The 18,449-nt window shown below is 72.7% G+C and carries 21 protein-coding genes and 1 tRNA gene; 11 read left to right on the top strand and 11 right to left on the bottom strand.

Annotated features, from left to right (window positions below; all coding sequences use genetic code 11):
- The first annotated feature begins 69 nt into the window (after positions 1-69).
- The gene (locus tag FYC51_RS17175) at positions 70-1,017 is read left to right on the top strand and encodes an SMP-30/gluconolactonase/LRE family protein (protein ID WP_148734971.1); all 948 of its coding nucleotides are present in this window, start codon (positions 70-72) and stop codon (positions 1,015-1,017) included.
- 48 nt (positions 1,018-1,065) lie between these two features.
- Here the strand turns inward: FYC51_RS17175 and fabG are convergent, their stop codons facing one another.
- Positions 1,066-1,776, bottom strand: coding sequence for a 3-oxoacyl-ACP reductase FabG (fabG, locus tag FYC51_RS17170; protein ID WP_148734970.1), 711 nt, complete (start codon positions 1,774-1,776; stop codon positions 1,066-1,068).
- Between the two features lie 167 nt (positions 1,777-1,943).
- On the opposite strand from fabG, the gene FYC51_RS17165 reads away from it, so the two are divergent.
- From FYC51_RS17165 to FYC51_RS17155, 3 genes are read left to right on the top strand one after another with little or no spacing between them, the layout of a single operon-like run.
- Positions 1,944-2,378: a DUF3099 domain-containing protein gene (locus FYC51_RS17165; protein WP_148734969.1), complete on the top strand. Its 435-nt coding sequence runs from the start codon at positions 1,944-1,946 to the stop codon at positions 2,376-2,378.
- On the top strand, positions 2,375-2,620 hold the full coding sequence (locus FYC51_RS17160; protein WP_420797255.1) for a hypothetical protein: 246 nt from the start codon (positions 2,375-2,377) through the stop codon (positions 2,618-2,620). Before FYC51_RS17165 ends, FYC51_RS17160 begins: the two co-directional genes overlap by 4 nt.
- Positions 2,617-3,498, top strand: a complete 882-nt coding sequence (locus FYC51_RS17155; protein WP_187432709.1) for an SURF1 family cytochrome oxidase biogenesis protein — start codon at positions 2,617-2,619, stop codon at positions 3,496-3,498. The genes FYC51_RS17160 and FYC51_RS17155 overlap by 4 nt, the downstream gene beginning before the upstream one ends.
- A gap of 40 nt (positions 3,499-3,538) precedes the next feature.
- On the opposite strand, the gene FYC51_RS17150 is transcribed toward FYC51_RS17155, so the two are convergent.
- Positions 3,539-5,137 carry an ABC-F family ATP-binding cassette domain-containing protein gene (locus FYC51_RS17150; protein ID WP_148734967.1) on the bottom strand — a complete coding sequence of 533 codons (1,599 nt, stop codon included), beginning with the start codon at positions 5,135-5,137 and terminating at the stop codon, positions 3,539-3,541.
- Between the two features lie 175 nt (positions 5,138-5,312).
- Here FYC51_RS17150 and FYC51_RS17145 point away from each other — a divergent pair, with 175 nt between their 5' ends.
- Complete coding sequence (locus tag FYC51_RS17145) at positions 5,313-6,410, top strand: winged helix DNA-binding domain-containing protein (RefSeq protein ID WP_187432708.1); 1,098 nt, start codon at positions 5,313-5,315, stop codon at positions 6,408-6,410.
- A gap of 77 nt (positions 6,411-6,487) precedes the next feature.
- Here the strand turns inward: FYC51_RS17145 and FYC51_RS17140 are convergent, their stop codons facing one another.
- Together FYC51_RS17140 and FYC51_RS17135 are read right to left on the bottom strand one after the other, a co-directional pair.
- Positions 6,488-7,048, bottom strand: a complete 561-nt coding sequence (locus FYC51_RS17140) for a YceI family protein (RefSeq protein ID WP_148734965.1) — start codon at positions 7,046-7,048, stop codon at positions 6,488-6,490.
- A gap of 75 nt (positions 7,049-7,123) precedes the next feature.
- Positions 7,124-8,302, bottom strand: coding sequence for a glycoside hydrolase family 3 N-terminal domain-containing protein (locus FYC51_RS17135; protein ID WP_238476433.1), 1,179 nt, complete (start codon positions 8,300-8,302; stop codon positions 7,124-7,126).
- A gap of 79 nt (positions 8,303-8,381) precedes the next feature.
- On the opposite strand from FYC51_RS17135, the gene FYC51_RS19475 reads away from it, so the two are divergent.
- The 6 genes from FYC51_RS19475 (at position 8,382) to FYC51_RS17105 (ending at position 14,616) form a co-directional block, all read left to right on the top strand.
- Positions 8,382-9,518, top strand: coding sequence for an aggregation-promoting factor C-terminal-like domain-containing protein (locus tag FYC51_RS19475; protein WP_222863298.1), 1,137 nt, complete (start codon positions 8,382-8,384; stop codon positions 9,516-9,518).
- 49 nt (positions 9,519-9,567) lie between these two features.
- Entirely contained in the window at positions 9,568-10,395 is an 828-nt protein-coding gene (locus FYC51_RS17125; protein WP_148734964.1) for an oxygenase MpaB family protein, read from the top strand.
- Positions 10,392-10,886: an Lrp/AsnC family transcriptional regulator gene (locus FYC51_RS17120; RefSeq protein WP_148734963.1), complete on the top strand. Its 495-nt coding sequence runs from the start codon at positions 10,392-10,394 to the stop codon at positions 10,884-10,886. The genes FYC51_RS17125 and FYC51_RS17120 overlap by 4 nt, the downstream gene beginning before the upstream one ends.
- Positions 10,887-10,994: 108 nt before the next feature.
- On the top strand, positions 10,995-12,134 hold the full coding sequence (gene pdhA, locus FYC51_RS17115) for a pyruvate dehydrogenase (acetyl-transferring) E1 component subunit alpha (RefSeq protein WP_148734962.1): 1,140 nt from the start codon (positions 10,995-10,997) through the stop codon (positions 12,132-12,134).
- A complete protein-coding gene (locus FYC51_RS17110; protein WP_148734961.1) occupies positions 12,131-13,153 on the top strand; it encodes an alpha-ketoacid dehydrogenase subunit beta in 1,023 nt (340 codons plus the stop codon). Before pdhA ends, FYC51_RS17110 begins: the two co-directional genes overlap by 4 nt.
- Positions 13,153-14,616 (top strand): dihydrolipoamide acetyltransferase family protein, encoded by a 1,464-nt coding sequence (locus FYC51_RS17105; RefSeq protein WP_148734960.1) that lies wholly within the window; start codon positions 13,153-13,155, stop codon positions 14,614-14,616. Before FYC51_RS17110 ends, FYC51_RS17105 begins: the two co-directional genes overlap by 1 nt.
- A gap of 104 nt (positions 14,617-14,720) precedes the next feature.
- Here FYC51_RS17105 and FYC51_RS17100 read toward each other — a convergent pair whose 3' ends face one another.
- From FYC51_RS17100 to FYC51_RS17070, 7 genes are all read right to left on the bottom strand, one after another.
- Complete coding sequence (locus FYC51_RS17100; protein ID WP_148734959.1) at positions 14,721-15,245, bottom strand: hypothetical protein; 525 nt, start codon at positions 15,243-15,245, stop codon at positions 14,721-14,723.
- Between the two features lie 95 nt (positions 15,246-15,340).
- Positions 15,341-15,838, bottom strand: coding sequence for a glutathione peroxidase (locus FYC51_RS17095; protein ID WP_148734958.1), 498 nt, complete (start codon positions 15,836-15,838; stop codon positions 15,341-15,343).
- A gap of 91 nt (positions 15,839-15,929) precedes the next feature.
- Positions 15,930-16,005 (bottom strand) — tRNA-Ala (locus FYC51_RS17090).
- 100 nt (positions 16,006-16,105) lie between these two features.
- Entirely contained in the window at positions 16,106-16,495 is a 390-nt protein-coding gene (gene rsfS / locus FYC51_RS17085; protein ID WP_148734957.1) for a ribosome silencing factor, read from the bottom strand.
- 36 nt (positions 16,496-16,531) lie between these two features.
- Complete coding sequence (locus FYC51_RS17080) at positions 16,532-17,566, bottom strand: hypothetical protein (RefSeq protein WP_148734956.1); 1,035 nt, start codon at positions 17,564-17,566, stop codon at positions 16,532-16,534.
- A 35-nt stretch (positions 17,567-17,601) separates the two neighbouring features.
- Positions 17,602-18,201 (bottom strand): nicotinate-nucleotide adenylyltransferase, encoded by a 600-nt coding sequence (gene nadD / locus FYC51_RS17075; RefSeq protein ID WP_148734955.1) that lies wholly within the window; start codon positions 18,199-18,201, stop codon positions 17,602-17,604.
- A 9-nt stretch (positions 18,202-18,210) separates the two neighbouring features.
- Entirely contained in the window at positions 18,211-18,432 is a 222-nt protein-coding gene (locus tag FYC51_RS17070; RefSeq protein ID WP_187432707.1) for a hypothetical protein, read from the bottom strand.
- Positions 18,433-18,449: the final 17 nt, after the last annotated feature.

Raw genomic sequence — 18,449 nt, 5'->3', positions numbered from 1 at the left:
AATCTGCGGCGGGCTGGGAGCTTCCTCCGAACCCCGACGGCGGCGCCGGATCGGACGTAGCCTGTGCCCATGTCCGGTCGCATCGTCGCACGTACGTTCGCCGCCGCCGCGCTGACCGGACTCTTCGCCGTCGGCGCGGTCGGCACCGCACAGGCAGCCGCTCCGCCGGGCGGCGGAACGGTCGAGGACCTCATCGCCCTCCCCGACGGGTTCCAGCCCGAGGGCATCGCGATCGGCAACGGTCCCACCGCCTACGTCGGCTCGCTCGCCGACGGCGACGTCTACGTGTTCGACCTCCGCACGGGCGACGAGATCACGACACTCCAGGGCCCCGGCACGCCCTCGGTCGGCCTCAAGGTCGACCAGCGCGGGCGGCTCTTCATCGCCGGCGGACCCACGGGCACGGCGCGCGTCGTCGACGCGACCACCGGTGACGTGCTGGAGACCTACCAGCTGACGACCGGACCCGCCTTCATCAACGACGTCGTGCTGACCCGCGACGGCGCGTGGTTCACGAACAGCTTCGCCGGCGAGCTCTACTTCGTGCCGCTCGGCCCGGCCGGCGCGCTCTCCGACGCCTCCGACGTCGTGACGCTGCCGCTCACGGGCGACTGGGTGCAGCAGGGGGGATTCAACGCGAACGGCATCGCCGAGACGCCCGACCACCAGGCGCTGCTCGTCATCCAGTCGGCGACCGCGACGCTCTTCCGCGTCGATCCGGCCACGGGTGAGGCGACGGCGGTCGACCTCGGTGGGGAGACGCTGGCGGCCGGCGACGGACTGCTCGTCGTCGGGAACACGCTCTACGTGGTGCAGAACCAGCTGAACACCGTCGCGGTCGTGCAGCTCAGCCCCGACGGCACGAGCGGCACCGTGGTCGATCGGATCACCGATCCCGACTTCCAGGTGCCGACGACGGTCGCCCGGTTCGGGAAGAGCCTCTTCCTCCCGAATGCGCGCTTCGGCACGCCGCCGACGCCCGACACCGAGTACTCGGTGGTGCGCATCGACCGCTGAGTCGTCACGAACCGACGGACGGGGCGATCACGCCGGGAGCGCCGGCCGCTAGTGCCCCATGCCCAGGCCGCCGTCGACGGGGATGACGGCGCCCGAGATGTAGCCCGCGTCGTCGCCGGCGAGCCAGGTGACGACCTTCGCGACCTCGACCGGGGTCGCGAAGCGCCCCATCGGGATGGTCTTCTGGTAGTCGGCCTGCTGGGCGTCGGACAGCTCGTCGGTCATGTCGGTCTGGATGAAGCCGGGCGCCACGACATTCGTCGTGATGTTGCGGGCGCCGAGCTCGCGCGTGAGCGAGCGCGCCATGCCCACGAGGGCGGCCTTCGACGCCGCGTAGTTGACCTGTCCGGGCGAGCCGTAGAGCCCGACGACGCTCGAGATGAGCACGATGCGCCCGAACCGCGCCTTGAGCATGCCCTTCGACGCGCGCTTGATCACGCGGAACGCGCCCGTGAGGTTCGTGTCGATGACGCTCGTGAACTCGTCCTCGGTCATGCGCAGCAGCAGCGTGTCGCGCGTGATGCCGGCGTTCGCGACGACCACCTCGATGGGACCGAGGGCCGCCTCGACCTCACTGAACGCCTGGTCGACCGACGCGGCATCCGTGACGTCGGCCCGCACCGTGAGCGCGCCCTCGGGGCCCTCGCCCGAGCGGGCCGTGACCGCGACCCGGTGGCCCTCGGCGAGGAACTCCTGGGCGATCGCGTAGCCGATCCCCCGGTTGCCACCGGTCACGAGGACGGTACGGCTCGTCGTCATGCTGGACTCCGTTCTGTGCGGTCGGGCGATGCCCTGCTGCGAAGGGGCGACGCCCCGGCCGATCGGCCCGTCCCAGCATAGAGGCTCCCGATCGGGGCATCCGAGGCGCCCTGACGGACGTAGGCTTGGGGTATGAGGAGGGCGCCGCGAGACCCACGGCGACCAGCATGAAGCAGCAGTCGATCACCACGCTGCCGCCCTCGCCCGAAGCGGAGCGGCGCTCGCGCATGATCAAGTACACGATCGCGATGTCCATCCGCGTCGCGTGCATCTTCTGCATGCTGTTCGCGCAGGGGTGGTGGCTCGTCGTGTTCGCCGCCGGTGCGGTGTTCCTCCCCTACGTCGCGGTCGTGCTCGCCAACGTGAGCGGTCCATCGCGCAACGACGAGGTGCTGCGGCCCGGCAGCATCGTCCCGGTCGGGACGCCGCCCGACGGCGACGCCCGCCCGGAGGACGGGGCAGCCGAGGCGGGCCCGTGGGGTTCGCCTGCTGCCGACGCGCCGGCACCCGACGCGGCCGAACCCGAGGCCGACCCGACGCCGGCAGACGACGCGGGGCCGGCGGCATCCGATCGCGACGGCGACGAGCGCGGTGCCGCGTGATCGGCGGCATCGGGGCGGAACCCGCCCAGGACGTCTGCTCGCGCGCCGCGTGCCGTGAGCCCGCGACCTGGCGCATCGACTGGCAGAACCCGCGTATCCACACCGGCGACCGGTGGAAGACCTGGCTCGCGTGCGACGAGCACGTGGAGTACCTCCGCGGGTTCCTCGAGGCGCGGTCCTTCCCAGTGCGGGTCGCGGCCTTCGACCCGGTGACGGATGCCGCAGCGGGGACCGAGCCGTGAGCGAATGGACGTTCCTCAGGTCGTCGCGGTGGGCGGGCTACCTGGCGCTCGTGATCGTGTTCGCGATCGCGTGCAGCGCGCTCGGCGCGTGGCAGCTCAACCGCCGGGCCGAGGCGCTCGCCGAGGTCGCCCGGATCGACGCCAACTACGACGCCGAGGCGGTCCCGGTGGCCGAGGCCCTGCCCGATCCTGCCGGATTCGACGCGGACCAGCGCTGGCAGGTCGTCGCCCTCTCGGGCGAGTTCCTCGCCGCCGAGGAGGTCGTGGTGCGCAACCGCCCGTTCGAGGGCAGCTCGGGCTTCGAGGTGATCACGCCGTTCCGCCTCGACGACGGCGCCGTGTTCATGGTGAACCGGGGCTGGATCGCCCAGGACTCCGACGGCCGGCCGAGCGAGTACGCGGCGCCGCCGACCGGGAGCGTCGACGTCGAGGCGCGCCTGAAGGCCGGCGAGGGCCGGATCGCCGGGCGCACGTCGACGGGGAACGAGCTCGCCACGATCGACCTCGACGAGCTCGCGGAGCGCGTCGGTGGCGAGACCTACACGGGCGCGTACGGCCTGCTCGTGCAGCGCGGCGAGGACGCCGCCGAGCCGCCCCTCGCGGCCGCGCGTCCGGTGCGCGACGAGGGCCCGCACCTCTCCTATGCGCTGCAGTGGTTCGTGTTCGCGCTGCTCGGGTTCGCCGGGCTGGCGTGGGCGGCGAACCAGGAGCGCAAGGGGCTCGCCGAGGCATCCGCCGCCTCGGGTACGACGACGGATGCCGCGAGGGCGCCCGGCGAGCCGGCATCGGGCACCCCGGTGCGGGCGCCGCGACGGCCCAAGCGCGAGCGGAAGGACGCCGACGCCGACCTCGAGGACGAGGTGCTCGACCGGCGGTGATGAAGCGTGAGGAAGCGCGTCGATCCGCGCCGCGCTGACCTCACGCCAGCTCGATGAGCTCCTGGTACTCCCGCGACCAGTGGTCCTCGGTGCCGTCGGGCATGATGAGCACGCGCTCGGGGTTGAGCGCCTCCACCGCGCCGGGGTCGTGGCTGACGAGCACGACCGAGCCCTCGTAGTGCGCGAGCGCGTCGAGGATCTCCTCGCGGCTCGCGGGGTCGAGGTTGTTCGTCGGCTCGTCCAGCAGCAGCACGTTCGCACCCGACACGACGATCATCGCGAGCGCCAGGCGGGTCTTCTCGCCGCCCGAGAGCACGCCGGCGGGCTTGTGCACGTCGTCGCCCGTGAAGAGGAAGGAGCCCAGCACCTTGCGCGCCTCGGTCTCGGTGAGGTTCGGCGACGCGCTGACCATGTTCTGCAGCACGGTGCGCTTCACGTCGAGCGTCTCGTGCTCCTGCGCGTAGTAGCCGACACGCAGGCCGTGTCCGGGCTCGATGACGCCCGTGTCGGGGTCGTCGACGCCGGCGAGGATGCGGAGCAGGGTCGTCTTGCCCGCGCCGTTGAGCCCGATGATGACGACCTTCGAGCCGCGGTCGATCGCGAGGTCGACCGCGGTGAAGATCTCCAGCGAGCCGTAGCTCTTCGAGAGGTCGCTCGCGGTGAGCGGCGTGCGACCGCAGGGCGCCGGCGTCGGGAAGCGGAGCTTTGCCACGCGGTCGACCGAGCGCACCTCCTCGAGCCCGGCGAGGAGCTTCTCGGCGCGCGCCACCATCTGGTGCGCCGCGGCCGCCTTGGAGGCCTTCGCGCCGAACTTCGCCGCCTGCATCTGCAGCACGCCGGCCTTCTTCTCGGCGTTGGCGCGCTCCTTCTTGCGGCGCTCCTCGTCGGCCGCGCGCTGGCGCAGGTAGTGCTTCCAGCCCATGTTGTAGATGTCGATGACCGAGCGGTTCGCGTCGAGGTAGAACACCCGGTTCACGACCTCGCCGACGAGCTCGACATCGTGGCTGATCACGATGACGCCGCCCTTGTAGCCCTTCAGGAACTCGCGGAGCCAGACGACCGAGTCGGCGTCGAGGTGGTTCGTGGGCTCGTCGAGGATCATCGTCTCGGCGTCCGAGAAGAGGATCCGGGCGAGCTCGATGCGGCGGCGCTGTCCGCCCGACAGGGTCTTCAGCGGCTGATCGAGGATGCGGTCGGGCAGGTTGAGGTTCGACGCGATCGACGCGGCCTCGGCCTCGGCGGCGTAGCCCCCGAGTGCCGTGAAGCGGTCGGTGAGGTTGCCGTACTTCTTCATCGCGCGCTCGGCGACCGCCGGGTCGTCGCTGCCCATCTGCACGGATGCCTCGTGCATGCCGAGCACGAGGGAGCCGAGCCCGCGCGCGTCGAGGATGCGTGTCCGCGCGAGCATGTCGGGATCGCCCGAACGCGGATCCTGCGGCAGGTAGCCGATCTCGCCCGAGCGGTCGATGCGCCCGCCGGTCGGCAGGGTCTCGCCCGCGAGCGTCTTCGTGAGCGTGGTCTTGCCGGCGCCGTTGCGGCCGACGAGGCCGACCTTGTCGCCCGAGGACACGCGGAAGTCCACGTGCTCCATGAGCACGCGCGCGCCGATGCGGATCTCGAGATCATGGACGGCGAGCACGGGGATCCTCCGGGCGGAACGGGTGGTGGGCGACGTGCCGAGCGGCACAGCCGCCCAGTCTATCGCGGATGGCATGGGTGGCCGCCCCAAGCCGATCGGTAGCGCGCCCCGACGGTCGGCGGGCGGGCGGACGACCAGCCGAGCGGATGTCGCCGGCATCCGCCAGACTCGAGGCATGCCGAAGCCCGCCAGCACGGCCCGCCTGCGGGCGGCCCGCCTCGCCGCGCACGGACTCCGCGACGGGCTGCCGTCGATCACCGATGCCGTGCGGCGCCTGGGCGCCGTACAGGCGCAGGACTTCGTCGCGGCGAAGTGGGTGCTCGGCGCACGGGTCCCGGGCTCCGTCGCCGCCGACGTCGACGCGGCGCTCGAGTCGCGCGACGTGGTGCGCTCCTGGCCGATGCGGGGCACGCTGCACATCCTCCCCACCGAGCAGCTCCGACCGATCCTGTGGATCACCGGGCCCCGCGAGCTGCGACGGGCGGCGCTGACGCACCGCACGCTCGAGCTCGACGACGAGACCTACCTGCGGGCTCGCGCGGTGGCCGAGCGCGTCCTCGCCGACGGTGCGATGTCCCGCGAGCAGCTGACCGCCGCATGGGAGGACGCCGGCATCTCGACCGCCGGTCAGCGCGGCTACCACCTGATCTGGTGGCTCGCGCTCGAGGCCGTGATCTGCTGCGGACCCGTCGATGGCCGCACCCAGCGCTTCGTCCTGCTCGACGACTGGGCGCCGCAGCAGGGCGCCCTGCCCGAGCGCGACGAGATCCTCGCGGGCCTGTTCACGTCGTACGTCGCCGGGCACGGCCCTGTCACGGTGCAGGACTTCGCGTGGTGGGCCGGGCTGACGCTCGGCGATGCGCGAACGGCCCTCGCGGCCGCGGGCGACGCAGTCGTCGCGTTCGACGCCGAGCGGGTCGTGGTCGCCGACGCCGGCTGGGCGGCCGATCCCGACGCCGCGGCGCCGCGGGCGGCCGGTCGACACGCGCTCGCCGCGTTCGACGAGTACTTCCTCGGCTACCGCGACCGCGCGCCGGTCTGCGAGCCGCTCCACGCCGGCCGCGTGGTGCCGGGCGGCAACGGCGTGTTCCAGCCGATCCTCGTCGCCGGCGGTGCGGTCGAGGGGCTGTGGAAGGTCGCGCGGGCGCGAGGCGGGGCATCCGTTGCCCTGCACGGCTTCGACGGCGACCTCGAGCCCGCGCGATATCGCTCGGCCCTCGCGAGGTGGGCGCGCTTCACCGGCGAGCGTCTCGACGCGGTCACGACGGCCTGACCCGGTCGGTCCCGCACTCCCCCGAACGCCGAACGGGCGGCGCCGAGTGCCGGCACCGCCCGTTCGCACGCGTCGGACTACTGCTCGAGTGCAGCCTGGAGCTCGAGCGTGATGGTGACCTGGTCGCCGAGGAGCACGCCGCCGGTCTCGAGCGCCGCGTTGTAGGTGAGGCCGAAGTCCTCGCGGTTCACGACGGCCTTCGCGGTGGCGCCGCCCTTGTAGTTGCCGTAGGGGTCGCCGCCGAAGCCGCCGAAGTCGAAGTCGAAGGTGACGGGCTTGGTGATGCCGCGCATGGTGAGGTCGCCGTCCACCTTGAAGTCGCCGCCCTCGACGCGCACGCCGGTCGACACGAAGTCGATCGTCGGGTGGGTCTCCGCCTCGAAGAAGTCGCCGGTGCGCAGGTGCGCGTCGCGGTTCGGCTCGTTCGTCGTGATCGACGCGACCTCGGCGGACGCGGTCACCTGGGAGTCGAGGGGGTTCTCGGCCGTGACGAAGGTGGCGTCGAAGCGCTCGAACTTGCCCTTCACCTTGCTGATCATGAGGTGGCGGATGCTGAAGCCGACCTCGCTGTGCGCGGTGTCGACCTTCCAGGTGCCCACTCGGTAGCCGGGGATCTCGATCGTGGCGGTGCTCGTCATAGTGCGTTGTTCTCCGTGTTCGGTTCGTGCGGCCGGATCGGCCACACTCGATACGAACGCATTGATATGTCGCGTCTATTCCCCGGATCCGGAATCCGCCTCCTCGACGGCGATCGTGCGACGGAGCGTGAGCACCCGCTCGACCGCGTCATCGAGGCGCTCTTCACTGAGGCGGCCCGACTCGACCGCGCCCGTGAGCGACCCGACGAGGCCGTCGACCGAGACGCCGACCTCCGCCGGATCGGCGGGCAGGACGTAGAGGAGCAGGTCGCATCCCGCGGCGACCGCGCGCACGGCGTTCTCGCCCGGATCGGCGTACTCGGGCAGGTCGTTGCGCTGGAGCATGAGCATGTCGTCGCTCACGACGACGCCGTCGAAGCCCAGCTCGTCGCGCAGGATCCGGTGCCACTCCGGCGAGAGCGACGCCGGCGCCTGGTCGATCGCCGGGTACGCCAGGTGACCCGTCATCACGAGCTCGGCGCCGGCGTCGATGCCCGCCTCGAACGGGACGGCCGGTCCGGCGCGCCACTCGTCCATCGTGAGCGGCGCGGTCGGGATGCTCGTGTGCGAGTCGCCGGGAGCGGCGCCATGGCCCGGGAAGTGCTTGAGCGTGCTCTCCACGACGTGACGCTCACCCGTCACGGCCGCGGCCACGCGATCGGCGGCAGCCCTCGGGTCGGTCCCGAGGATGCGACCCGCGATGAACGACTCGGGGTCGGGCGTGACGTCGGCGACGATCCCGAAGTTCACCGAGACGCCCGCATCGGCGAGGGCCGTGGCGCGGGCGGCGAACGCGTCCTCGGATGCCGCGGGCGGCTCGTTGCGGAGCACGTCCGCGCCGGGCTGGCCGTCCCAGGGCAGTCGCTGCACCTCGCCGCCCTCCTCGTCGATCCCGATGAGCGCGGGCGCCTCGGGATCGGCCTGCACCGACGCCGTCAGCGCGGCCAGCTCGGGCGGGGTTGCTGGCATGTTGTCGCCCATGAGGATGAGCCCCGACACGCCCTTGTCGACGTAGGCGCGCAGCGGCGCGGGATCGACGCCCGGGGCGTGCAGCATGAGCAGCGCGGCCGCCTTCTGCTCGGTGGTCAGCTGCGACATCCGCTCGTCGACCCAGTCGCCGACGGGATCGACGGACCGCGACGGCGCGGCCGTCTCCGGTGTCCGCGCGGCGGGGGCGGGGGCGACGCAGGCGGCGGTACCGGCGAGCACGGCCACGGCCAGCAGCGGCAGGATCGTCGTTCTCGTCGTTCGCACCGGCCCGAGTGTACGCTGCGTGTCCGAACGTCCGCCGAGCGGGCTCGTGGGTAGACTCGCGGGGCTCGGAGGGGGTCCTGTGCGAATCGGAGGGAAGGCGGTCGCGGGCATCGCGGTGGTGCTCGCCATGCTCGCCCTGCCCACCGTGCCGGCCGCCGCCGAGGACTATCCGACCTGGGACGAGGTCCAGGCCGCGAAGGCCGACGTGACGACCCGCGAGGCCGAGGCGACGCGGATCACCGCGTTCGTCGACGAGCTCGAGGCCGAGGCCGGGCGCCTCGGCGACGCCGCCGTCGAGGCCGCCGCGGCATCCGCTGCAGCCGAGTCGGCGCGCGCCGCCGCGGAGACGCGGGCGACGACCCTGCGCGCGGCGGCCGACGCCGCCACGGCCGAGGCCGAGGCATCCGCCGCCCGCCTCGGACGCGTGAGCGCGGTGCTCGCCCGCTCGGGCGGCGCGGACGTGGGACTGCGGCTCTTCTTCGACGACGGCAGCGCGTCCGACCTGCTCATGGGGCTCTCCCGCGCCGCGCAGCTCGCCGACCTCTACGGCGGGGTCGCCGCACAGGCGAAGGCCACGCGAGCGGATGCCGCGGCGTTGAGCGAGCAGGCGGACGTCGCGGAGTCCGAGCGGACGCGACTCGCCGCGGAGGCCGAGGCGGCCGCCGCAGAGGCGGAGGCGGCGCATGAGGCGGCAGAGGCGCGCGTGGTCGAGCAGCAGGCCGTGCTCGATACGCTCTACGCCCAGCTCGCGAGCCTGCGCGACCGCACGGTCGAGCTCGAGCGGCAGTACCGGATCGGCGAGCAGGTCGCCCAGGAGCAGGCCGCCCGTGCGGCCGCGGCTGCCGCCGCCGCAGCGGCCGGGGCGTCGGGCGGCGGCAGCAGCGGGCCGCCACCGCCGGGCGTGGTCGTCGACCGGGCGGCGGCGAAGGCGTACGCCGCGAGCCGCATGGCGGCATACGGCTGGGGCTCGGACCAGTTCCGGTGCCTCGACCTGCTCTGGACGCGGGAGTCGGGCTGGCGCGCGAACGCCTACAACGCCTCGAGCGGCGCCTACGGCATCCCCCAGTCGCTGCCCGGCAGCAAGATGGCGAGCGCCGGAGCCGACTGGCGCACGAACGCGGCCACGCAGATCAACTGGGGCCTCGGTTACATCGACGCCCGCTACGGCTCGCCGTGCGCCGCATGGGCGCATTCCGAAGCGGTCAACTGGTACTGACCGGCCGGTCGGTACGAGACGCCCGCCCGCGCAGTCCAGACTGGTACGGATGCGCGACCAGGACGAGCTCGAGGTGTTCCGCCGCCACGGCGCGGAGGGCGTGCTGCTGCTCGGCGGTGGCGCCGCCCTCCTCCTGCAGCTGGCCGATCCCCGGATCGCCCACGGCGTGGTGCGGCACAGCGACTTCCGCACGCGCCCGCTCGATCGGCTCTTCGGCACCCTCGACTACATCTACGCGATCGGCTTCGGCGACGAGGAGACGATGCGTGCCGCGGTGCGGGCGGTCAACGCGGCGCACGTGCCCGTGCGCGCCGCCGCCGGCGACGGGCGCCCGGCCTACAGCGCGTTCGACGCGGATGCGCAGCGCTGGGTGGCCTCGACGCTCGCGGCGGTGGCGCTCGAGCTGCGGGAACGGCTCTGGGGTCCGGTCGACGAGGCGACGGGCGACGCGATCGTGCGCGGGTACGCCGCCGTGGGCCACCGCCTCCAGGCGACGCGCGAGGGCTGGCCCGAGACGCGAGCCGAGTTCGACGCCTGGTGGGCCGATCGCGCCGAGCGGCTGGCGGTGGGCGATGAGGCCCGGGCGGTCGCACGCGCGCTGCTGTCGCGGCAGGCCGGCTTTCCGGTCGGCGCGACGCCGCTGCTCGCCCCCGTCCGGCTCCTCACTGCAGCGCTCCTGCCGGCGCCCGTCCGCGAGGCCTACGGCTTCCGCTGGACGCCGCGCGCGGAGCGCGTCGCGAACGGGTGGATCCGCGGCATCGGCGCCGTCTGGCCGCTGCTCCCCCGGGCCGTGAGGCACGCCCCGATGCGCGCATCCCTCCGTCGCACGAGGCGTCGCAGCCGCTACGCTGGGCTTGAGCACCGAGGACGACGATGACCCAGCCAGCACCGCACCGGAACGAGCCGCTCGACAGCATCGATCGGCGCATCGTCGCGGAGCTCAGCCGGGACGGTCGTCTCTCCGTCCGCACGCTCGCGGAGCGCGTGCACATCTCCCGCACGGCCGCCCACAACCGCGTGCAGCAGCTGCAGAAGCGCGGCGTGATCACGGGCTTCGGCGCGCAGATCGACCGCAAGGCGATCGGCCTGAACATCTCCGCGCTCGTCGTCGTGCGCATCGGCGAGGTGTCGTGGGAGCAGATCGCCGCGAAGCTCGCCACCCTCCCCTTCGTCGAGAAGGTGCAGGCCGTGTCGGGCGACATCGACATCATGCTCACGGTGAGCGCGCCCGACCACGAGCAGCTCAGCCAGGCGATCCTCCGCGACATCCACGACATGCCGGGCGTGGTGTCCACGCGGTCGCACCTGATCCTCGCCGAACTCGACGGACATCCGCCCGCGCAGACCCTGGACATCTGGCGCACCTGAGCCCCGTCTCGGCGGACGAACGGCAACCGTTTCACGCTGGCAGTGCCGTTCGTTCACGCTTGTCCGGGACGCCCAGCGAGCGCCTCGCGATGGGCGCACCATGGCCGTATGAGCCTCAATGTCGAGCACCACAGCGTCCGCGCCCTCCCGTCCGAGAAACCGATCCGGCTGCTCGACAACGCCGGCCACGCGGTGCACGGCGCGGCCGCCGGCGGCTTCGAGCTGCCCGACGTCGAGACGCTCGTCGAGCTGTATCGGCGCATGGTCGTCGCACGCCGATTCGACGTGCAGGTCACCGCCCTCACGAAGCAGGGACGCCTGGCCACCTACCCCTCCGCGTACGGCCAGGAGGCCTGCGAGATCGGTGCCATCTCGGCGATCGAGGCGCGCGACTGGTTCTTCCCGACCTACCGCGACAGCATCGCGCTGCTGACCCGCGGGATCGAGCCCGGCGGCATCCTCGCCTCCTTCCGCGGCGACTGGCACAACGGCTACGACCAGCACGCCCACCGCACGGCCTCGCAGGCGACGCCGCTCGCGACGCAGGCGCTGCACGCGGTGGGGCTCGCGCACGCCGCCCGGCTTCGGCAGGACCCGATCGTGACGATGACGTACCTCGGCGACGGCGCCACGAGCGAGGGCGATGCGCACGAGGCGTTCAACTTCGCGGCGGTCTGGCAGACGCCGACCGTCTTCCTGATCCAGAACAACGGCTTCGCCATCTCGACGCCGGTGTCGCGGCAGACGCGCGCCGTCACCCTCGCCGACAAGGCCGTCGGCTACGGCATGCCCGGCTACCACGTCGACGGCAACGACGTCGCGGCCATGTACGCGGTGACGCACGCCGCGGTCGAGCGCGCCCGCGCCGGTGGCGGACCGACCCTCATCGAGGGCCTCACCTACCGGATCGAGGCGCACACGAACTCCGACGACCCGACGCGCTACCGCCACTCCCGCGACGTCGAGCACTGGAAGCGCCGCGATCCGATCGAGCGCCTCGAGAAGTACCTCGTCTCCGAGGGCGCGCTGAGCGAGGCGGCACGTGCCGAGATCGCGGATGCCGCAGAGGCGGTCGCCGCGCACACGCGCGAGGTCATGACCGCCGAGGCCGAGCTCGACCCGCTCGAGCTGTTCGACCACGTGTACGACCGGGAGCGCGCTTCGCTCCTCGAGCAGCGTGCCCGCCTCGAGGCCGAGCTCGCCGACGCCGCGATGCACGCCGCCGACCACGCCGGAGCCGCCCGATGACCGCGACGTCGACCAAGCCCGACGCCCCCGAGGCATCCGCGCCCACGCAGCTCACGATGGCCGGCGCGCTCAACGCCGCGCTCCGCGACGCCATGGAGGCCGACGACCGCGTCGTCGTCTACGGCGAGGACGTCGGTCCGCTCGGCGGCGTGTTCCGCGTCACCGACGGCCTCCAGGAGCGCTTCGGCGAGGACCGCATCTGGGACTCGCCGCTGGCCGAGTCCGGCATCGTCGGCACCGCGGTGGGCATGGCCATGTACGGCATGCGGCCGGTCGTCGAGATGCAGTTCGACGCGTTCAGCTATCCCGCGTTCGAGCAGATGGTCTCGCACGTCGCGAAGATGCGGAACCGCACGAAGGGCCGGATGACACTGCCCATGGTCGTGCGCATCCCCTGCGCCGGCGCGATCGGCGGCGTCGAGCACCACTCCGACTCCTCGGAGGCGTACTGGACGTCGACGCCCGGCCTCACGGTCGTGATGCCCTCCAACCCCGCCGACGCGTACTCGATGCTGCGCGAGGCGATCGAGAGCGACGACCCCGTCGTGTTCATGGAGCCGAAGAGCCGCTACTGGTCGAAGGCCGAGATGTCGCTGCCCGTGCGCACCGCGCCGATGGACCGCGCCGTCGTGGTGCGGGAGGGCACCGACGCAACGCTCCTCGCCTACGGACCGACCGTCCGCACCGCCCTCGAGGCGGCCGACGCCGCCGCGGCCGAGGACCTGTCGATCGAGGTCGTCGACCTGCGCAGCCTCTCCCCCTTCGACGACGAGACCGTCGGGGCATCCGTACGCAAGACCTCGCGGGCCGCCGTGATCCACGAGGCCGCGCAGTTCGGCGGCTACGGCGCCGAGGTCGCGGCCCGGGTGACCGAACGCAATTTCCACTGGCTCTCGGCGCCCGTGCTGCGCATCACCGGCTTCGACATCCCGTTCCCGTCGCCGAAGCTCGAGGAGTACCACCTGCCGACGCCCGACCGCGTGCTCGCCGCGCTCGACACGTGGGAGTGGGACGACTGATGGGCCGCGACTTCATCCTCCCCGACCTCGGCGAGGGCCTCACCGAGGCCGAGGTCGTCGCCTGGCTCGTCGCGCCGGGCGACGAGGTCGGCATCGACCAGCCCGTCGTCGAGCTCGAGTCCGCGAAGTCCGTGGTGCAGTTGCCCACGCCGTTCGCCGGCGTCGTCGAGACGCTCGGCGGCGAGGTCGGCCAGGTGCTGCACGCGGGCGACGTGCTCATGACGCTCGCCCCGGTCGGCGCCGAGGTCGCATCGGATGCCGCGCCTGAGGCGTCGACGGATGCCGCGCCGGCACCGGTCGCCGCCGAGCCCGGCATCGCCGTGCCCACCGAGGCCGCCTCCGAGGAGTCGGGCGCGGTGCTCATCGGCTACGGCACGAAGGCGACGACCGCGACGAAGCGCTCGGCCGCTGCACCGACGCGGTTCGGCCGCCGTCGGCGTCCTGCCGGCACGGTCGCAGGCGGCGCAGGTGGCTCGGGCGGGCCCGGCAGCGCCGGCCGCACCGCGACCGGGCCGGCGCCCGCGCGCCTGGACCCCGCACGCCGCTCCCCCGTCGTCTCACCGATCGTGCGGCGGATCGCCCGCGAGCACGGCTTCGACGCGAGCCAGCTCGACGGTTCCGGCCCCGACCACCTCGTGAGGCGCCGCGACGTCGAGGCGTACGTGCAGGAACTCGAGGGCAGGACGACGGCCGCGCCCGGGACGACGGCCACCCAGCCCGCGACGCCCGAGCGCGAGCCGGCGGCATCCGCAGCCCCGACGTCCGAGCCCGCCGGCGACCGCCGCGTGCCGCTCGACCGGATGGGACGCGCCGCCGCGGCGCACTTCTCGCGGTCGCGCCGCGAGATCCCCGAGGCGACCGTCTGGATGGACGTCGACGCGACCGAGCTGCTCGCGGCGCGCCGGCAGCTGCAGGAGGCGACCGGAGAGCGCTTCGGCGTCACGGCGCTCGTGGCGCGCTTCGTCGTGGCCGGGCTGGCGCGGCATCCACTGCTCAACTCGAGCTTCGACGCCGAGCGCGACGAGATCGTGCTGCACGGCGACGTGAACCTCGGCATCGCCGCGCAGACGCCGCGCGGCCTGCTCGTGCCGGTGGTGCACGGCGCGGGCCGGATGTCGCTGCGCGAGCTGCGCGACGCGATCGGCGCGCGCAGCGAGGAGGCGGCGTCGGGCGCGTTCCCGCCCTCGGCGCTCACCGGCGGCACCTTCACGCTGAACAACTACGGCACGCTCGGCGTCGACGGCTCCGCGGCGATCATCAACCACCCCGAGGCGGGCATGCTCGGCATCGGGCGCCTCGTCGAGCGGCCGTGGGTCGTCGACGGCGCGCTGGCCGTTCGCACGGTGACCGAGCTCACGCTCTCGTTCGACCATCGCGTCTGCGACGGCGCCGAGGCGGCAGGGTTCCTCACCTTCGTCGCCCGCTGCATCGAGCGTCCGGTGTCGGTGCTCGCCGACCTCTGACGAGGTCCGGCTGCCCCGGCTGAGCCCGGCCGAACGTCGCCGGGCAGGCGGATGCCGCGGCGTCGGGCTCGAGGCGGCCGCCGCGGCATCCGTCGATCAGGGGATCAGAAGAAGTCGTCGGGCGTGCCCGCTGCGCGTTCGACGTCGCGCGTGCTCTCGCCGGCTGCACGCAGCTTGGCGACTGCGACCCGGAGGCCGGACTCCATCTGCGCCGCCCACGAGTCGGAGTCGCGCGCGCTCGCCTCAGCGGCGCGTGCGCGCTCTTCTGCGGCCTCGGCGGTGGCCCGGGCGTCGGCGACCTGACGCAGCGCCAGCGAGATCCCGTAGTAGGCGGCGACCATCGTGGCGATCGGCGCGGCGATGACCGCGAGCGCGCTGATCGCGGCGCCAGTCGGGCTGAACGCGATGAGCAGCGCGAACGCGAGGAAGAGCACGACGATGCCCACGAGCACTACGAGCATGAACCGCAGGTCGCGACTCCACACGCGCGACGACGAGCGCTGCGAGGACCCGCCGCCGGATTCGGGCTGGGGACCCGCGGGCATCACCACGGTGTCATCGGGCTGCTGGGCCGGATAGCCGGCCTGCGCCCCCTGGTCGACGATCTGACGTGAGTACGCGTCGGTCATGGCTCCCCCGCTTCCCGTGCATTGCCGGACCCCCCAATTGTGGGTCGGCCCGGCGAAGGGGTCAAGGAAACGCGCCGCCCGAACTCCCTCGCGCGTCAGGCGGCCGCGGCCTCCGCAAGGCCTCGCTCGATGACCGCGAGCACCGCGGGGTCGTCGGGCTGCACGTTCGGACGGAACCGGGCGACCTCGCCGTCGGGGAGCAGCACGAACTTCTCGAAGTTCCAGGTCACCCGCCCGGCCTTGCCCGCGGCATCCGGCACCTTCGTGAGCTCGACGTAGAGCGGATGCCGCTTGCGCCCGTTGACCTTCACCTTGGCCATGAGCGGGAACGTCACGCCGTAGGTCATCGAGCAGAACGACTTGATGTCCTCGGAGCTGCCCGGCTCCTGGCCGGCGAACTGGTTGCAGGGGAAGCCGAGCACGGTGAAGCCGCGGTCGCCGTACTCGCGCTGCAGCGCCTCGAGCTTCTCGTACTGCGGCGGGAGCCCGCACCGCGAGGCGACGTTCACCACCAGCACGACGCGGTCGTCGTACTCGGCCAGGGTCGTCGTCTCGCCGTCGATGGTCGTGAGCGGGATGTCTCGGAGGTCCACGGTTCGAGCCTAACGCGGGCTCGCCGGGTGTCTGCGCAGTCCCCGGATACGACGATGGCCGGCGCTTCCGCAGCCGGCCATTCCGTTCAAGTGGTGGATCTGAGGGGACTCGAACCCCTGACCCCCTGCATGCCATGCAGGTGCGCTACCAGCTGCGCCACAGACCCGTGCGCCCCGTTCGGGGCAACGAATTGAGCTTACACCAGCCGGGGCCCTCCGATGAAATCGAGCGGTGCTCAGCCGACGGATGCCGCGGATGCCCCGAGCTCAGCTCGAGGAGCTGCCGCTTCCCGCCGCGAGCAGCGGCGCGACCGGCAGCACCGGGCAGTCCAGCCACAGGCGTTCGAGACCGTAGTACAGCCGCTCCTCGCGGTGGAAGACGTGCACGACGAGGTCGCCGAAGTCGAGCAGCACCCATCGTCCGGCGTCGTGGCCCTCGCGGCGGTGCGTCTTGGCGCCGGCCTTGCGGAGCACGTCCTCGACCTCGTCGGCGATCGCGATCACGTTGCGCTCGGACGTGCCGGTGACGATGAGGAACACGTCGGCGAAGGGCAGCGGCACCGACACGTCGAGGGCGACGAGGTCCTCGCCGCCCTTCGAGTCGGCCGCGCGCGCCGCGAGGGCGAGCGAGTCGAGTGCCTGGTCGGATGCGGTCATACGCTCACTTCCGGTAGCTGGTGATGACGCGGCCGATCAGAACAGGCCGGCGACCGCGCCGATGATGAGGGTGGCGACGACGCCGAGGGCGAGCACGCCGGCCGTGACGGCGAGCACGAGCGGAACGTTCATGCCCTCCTTCTTCGGGGGCGCCATCATGGCGCGTGCATTGTTCTGGGTGCTGATCGCCCGCGTGGCCGCGACGGGGGCGCCGACGCCCGCGCCGTCCTCGACCTGGTCGAACAGTCGGTCGACGTCGGAGGAGTCGATCTGGCTGGGATGCACGCCCGTCGCGCCGAAGCTGCGGGGCAGGTCGATCGAGCCGGTCACGATGACCTCGCCGCTCTTCGCGAGCGCGTCGCTCATCGGGCCCTGATCGGGCAGGTTGGGCAGGATGAGCGCGTTGGTGGTCGTCGGGACGCCGTGGCTGATGCCGCCGCGCGACAGCAGCTGGTCGAACGGCTCGGCTCGTTCGATCGGAGCGTCGAGCTGCGACGTCCAGTGTCCCACCGGCTTGGGGGCGGCGGCGGACTCGTCGGCGATGGCGGCATCCGCGACCTGGTGCGGTGCGGGGGCGCGCGTCGGCGCCGGCGGCTGGCCGAACGGGTTCGACGCCGCGCTCGGCATCGGAGCCGCAGGAGCGGGCGCCGCGGGTGCGGGGACCGACGCGGAGGGCGTCTCGGGCCCGAGGTCGTCGAAGATGTCCAGGTCGTGGAACTCGCCCGCCGCATGCGCGTCGAGCATCGCCCGCAGCTCACGGCGCGTGAGCGTGCGCTCGGGCGTCGAGGGCTCGGGCACGGGCTCCTGGCGCGGCGGGGCGGAGGCGGTGGGGTCGAACTGCGGCGGGTACGGGCTGCCGGGCGCAGCCGAGGGCGGCGACGCGATCGAACCGCCGAACGGCGACGACGGGTCGGCGAACCCGCCCGCCGGACGAGGCGCCGTGTAGTCGGGCGGCGGCACCTGCGCCTGCGGCTGCGCAGGCGGAGCCTGCGGCGCGGAGGCCGGGGCGGGCGGGGCGTCAGGGGTCGACGAAGCCGCCTGCTGCTCGAGCAGGCGTTCGCGTTCTCGCATCTCTCGCCGCGTCAGCGGCGGTTCCTGCGACGACGTCATTCGACACTCCGATAGAGGTGGTGCTTGGAGATGTACTGGACGACCCCATCAGGCACCAAGTACCACACCGGGAAACCCCGGCGTACCCGGTCTCGGCAGTCGGTCGACGAGATCGCCAGTGCCGGGACCTCCAGCAAGCTTACGTCCTGCTCCGGCAAACCCGAAACGGACAGGTCATGTCCCGGACGACTCACAGCCACGAAGTGGGCGAGCTCCCAGAGCTCCTCCACGTCGCGCCAGCTGAGGATCTGGGCGATCGCATCGGCACCCGTGATGAAGAAGAGCTCCGCCTCGGGGCGCTCGCGACGGATGTCGCGGAGGGTGTCGATCGTGAACGTCGGCTTGCCGCGATCGATGTCGACGCGGCTGACGGTGAAGCGCGGGTTCGACGCGGTCGCGATGACCGTCATGAGGTAGCGGTGCTCGGCCGGCGTGACCACCGACTTGTACGTCGGCTCCCCCGTCGGCACGAAGACGACCTCGTCGAGCCCGTACGACTGGGCGACCTCGCTGGCCGCGACCAGGTGGCCGTGGTGGATCGGATCGAACGTGCCGCCCATCACGCCGATGCGTGGTCGGCCGCTCCCGCCGCTCATGGCGCGACCTCAGTGGCCGCCGTGCTCGCCCCCGCCGTGGCGGGCCGCGTAGGCCTCGGCCTTGGACCGGTGCCGGTTCGCGACGTCGCGGTACGACGCCGTGACGAAGGCCAGGGCGGCGAAGATGATGAGCGCCACGAGTCCGTAGACCCACGCCTCCACGGGGAGCTCCCTCGCGTGCACCGTCTCGGTCAGCACCGTGCCGGTCAGCACTGCGGTCGTGAGGCTCATTCGCCGTTCCTTTCCAT

Origin of the sequence: Agromyces mariniharenae (assembly GCF_008122505.1) — a bacterium.
In the GTDB taxonomy this organism is placed as follows: domain Bacteria; phylum Actinomycetota; class Actinomycetes; order Actinomycetales; family Microbacteriaceae; genus Agromyces; species Agromyces mariniharenae.
Note: the sequence above shows the minus strand (reverse complement) of the source record. Positions and strands in the feature narration are given on the sequence as shown.

What these genes read in the sequence shown, in the direction of transcription:
- nadD (WP_148734955.1), bottom strand. Translation starts at nt 18,201, where the DNA reads ATGAGCGGCGGGAGCGGCCGACCACGCATCGGCGTGATGGGCGGCACG.
- FYC51_RS17105 (WP_148734960.1), top strand. Translation starts at nt 13,153, where the DNA reads ATGGGCCGCGACTTCATCCTCCCCGACCTCGGCGAGGGCCTCACCGAG.
- FYC51_RS17070 (WP_187432707.1), bottom strand. Translation starts at nt 18,432, where the DNA reads ATGAGCCTCACGACCGCAGTGCTGACCGGCACGGTGCTGACCGAGACG.
- pdhA (WP_148734962.1), top strand. Translation starts at nt 10,995, where the DNA reads ATGAGCCTCAATGTCGAGCACCACAGCGTCCGCGCCCTCCCGTCCGAG.
- FYC51_RS17140 (WP_148734965.1), bottom strand. Translation starts at nt 7,048, where the DNA reads ATGACGAGCACCGCCACGATCGAGATCCCCGGCTACCGAGTGGGCACC.
- FYC51_RS17080 (WP_148734956.1), bottom strand. Translation starts at nt 17,566, where the DNA reads ATGCGAGAACGCGAACGCCTGCTCGAGCAGCAGGCGGCTTCGTCGACC.
- rsfS (WP_148734957.1), bottom strand. Translation starts at nt 16,495, where the DNA reads ATGACCGCATCCGACCAGGCACTCGACTCGCTCGCCCTCGCGGCGCGC.
- fabG (WP_148734970.1), bottom strand. Translation starts at nt 1,776, where the DNA reads ATGACGACGAGCCGTACCGTCCTCGTGACCGGTGGCAACCGGGGGATC.
- FYC51_RS17175 (WP_148734971.1), top strand. Translation starts at nt 70, where the DNA reads ATGTCCGGTCGCATCGTCGCACGTACGTTCGCCGCCGCCGCGCTGACC.
- FYC51_RS17125 (WP_148734964.1), top strand. Translation starts at nt 9,568, where the DNA reads ATGCGCGACCAGGACGAGCTCGAGGTGTTCCGCCGCCACGGCGCGGAG.
- FYC51_RS17145 (WP_187432708.1), top strand. Translation starts at nt 5,313, where the DNA reads ATGCCGAAGCCCGCCAGCACGGCCCGCCTGCGGGCGGCCCGCCTCGCC.
- FYC51_RS17100 (WP_148734959.1), bottom strand. Translation starts at nt 15,245, where the DNA reads ATGACCGACGCGTACTCACGTCAGATCGTCGACCAGGGGGCGCAGGCC.
- FYC51_RS17110 (WP_148734961.1), top strand. Translation starts at nt 12,131, where the DNA reads ATGACCGCGACGTCGACCAAGCCCGACGCCCCCGAGGCATCCGCGCCC.
- FYC51_RS17120 (WP_148734963.1), top strand. Translation starts at nt 10,392, where the DNA reads ATGACCCAGCCAGCACCGCACCGGAACGAGCCGCTCGACAGCATCGAT.
- FYC51_RS17165 (WP_148734969.1), top strand. Translation starts at nt 1,944, where the DNA reads ATGAAGCAGCAGTCGATCACCACGCTGCCGCCCTCGCCCGAAGCGGAG.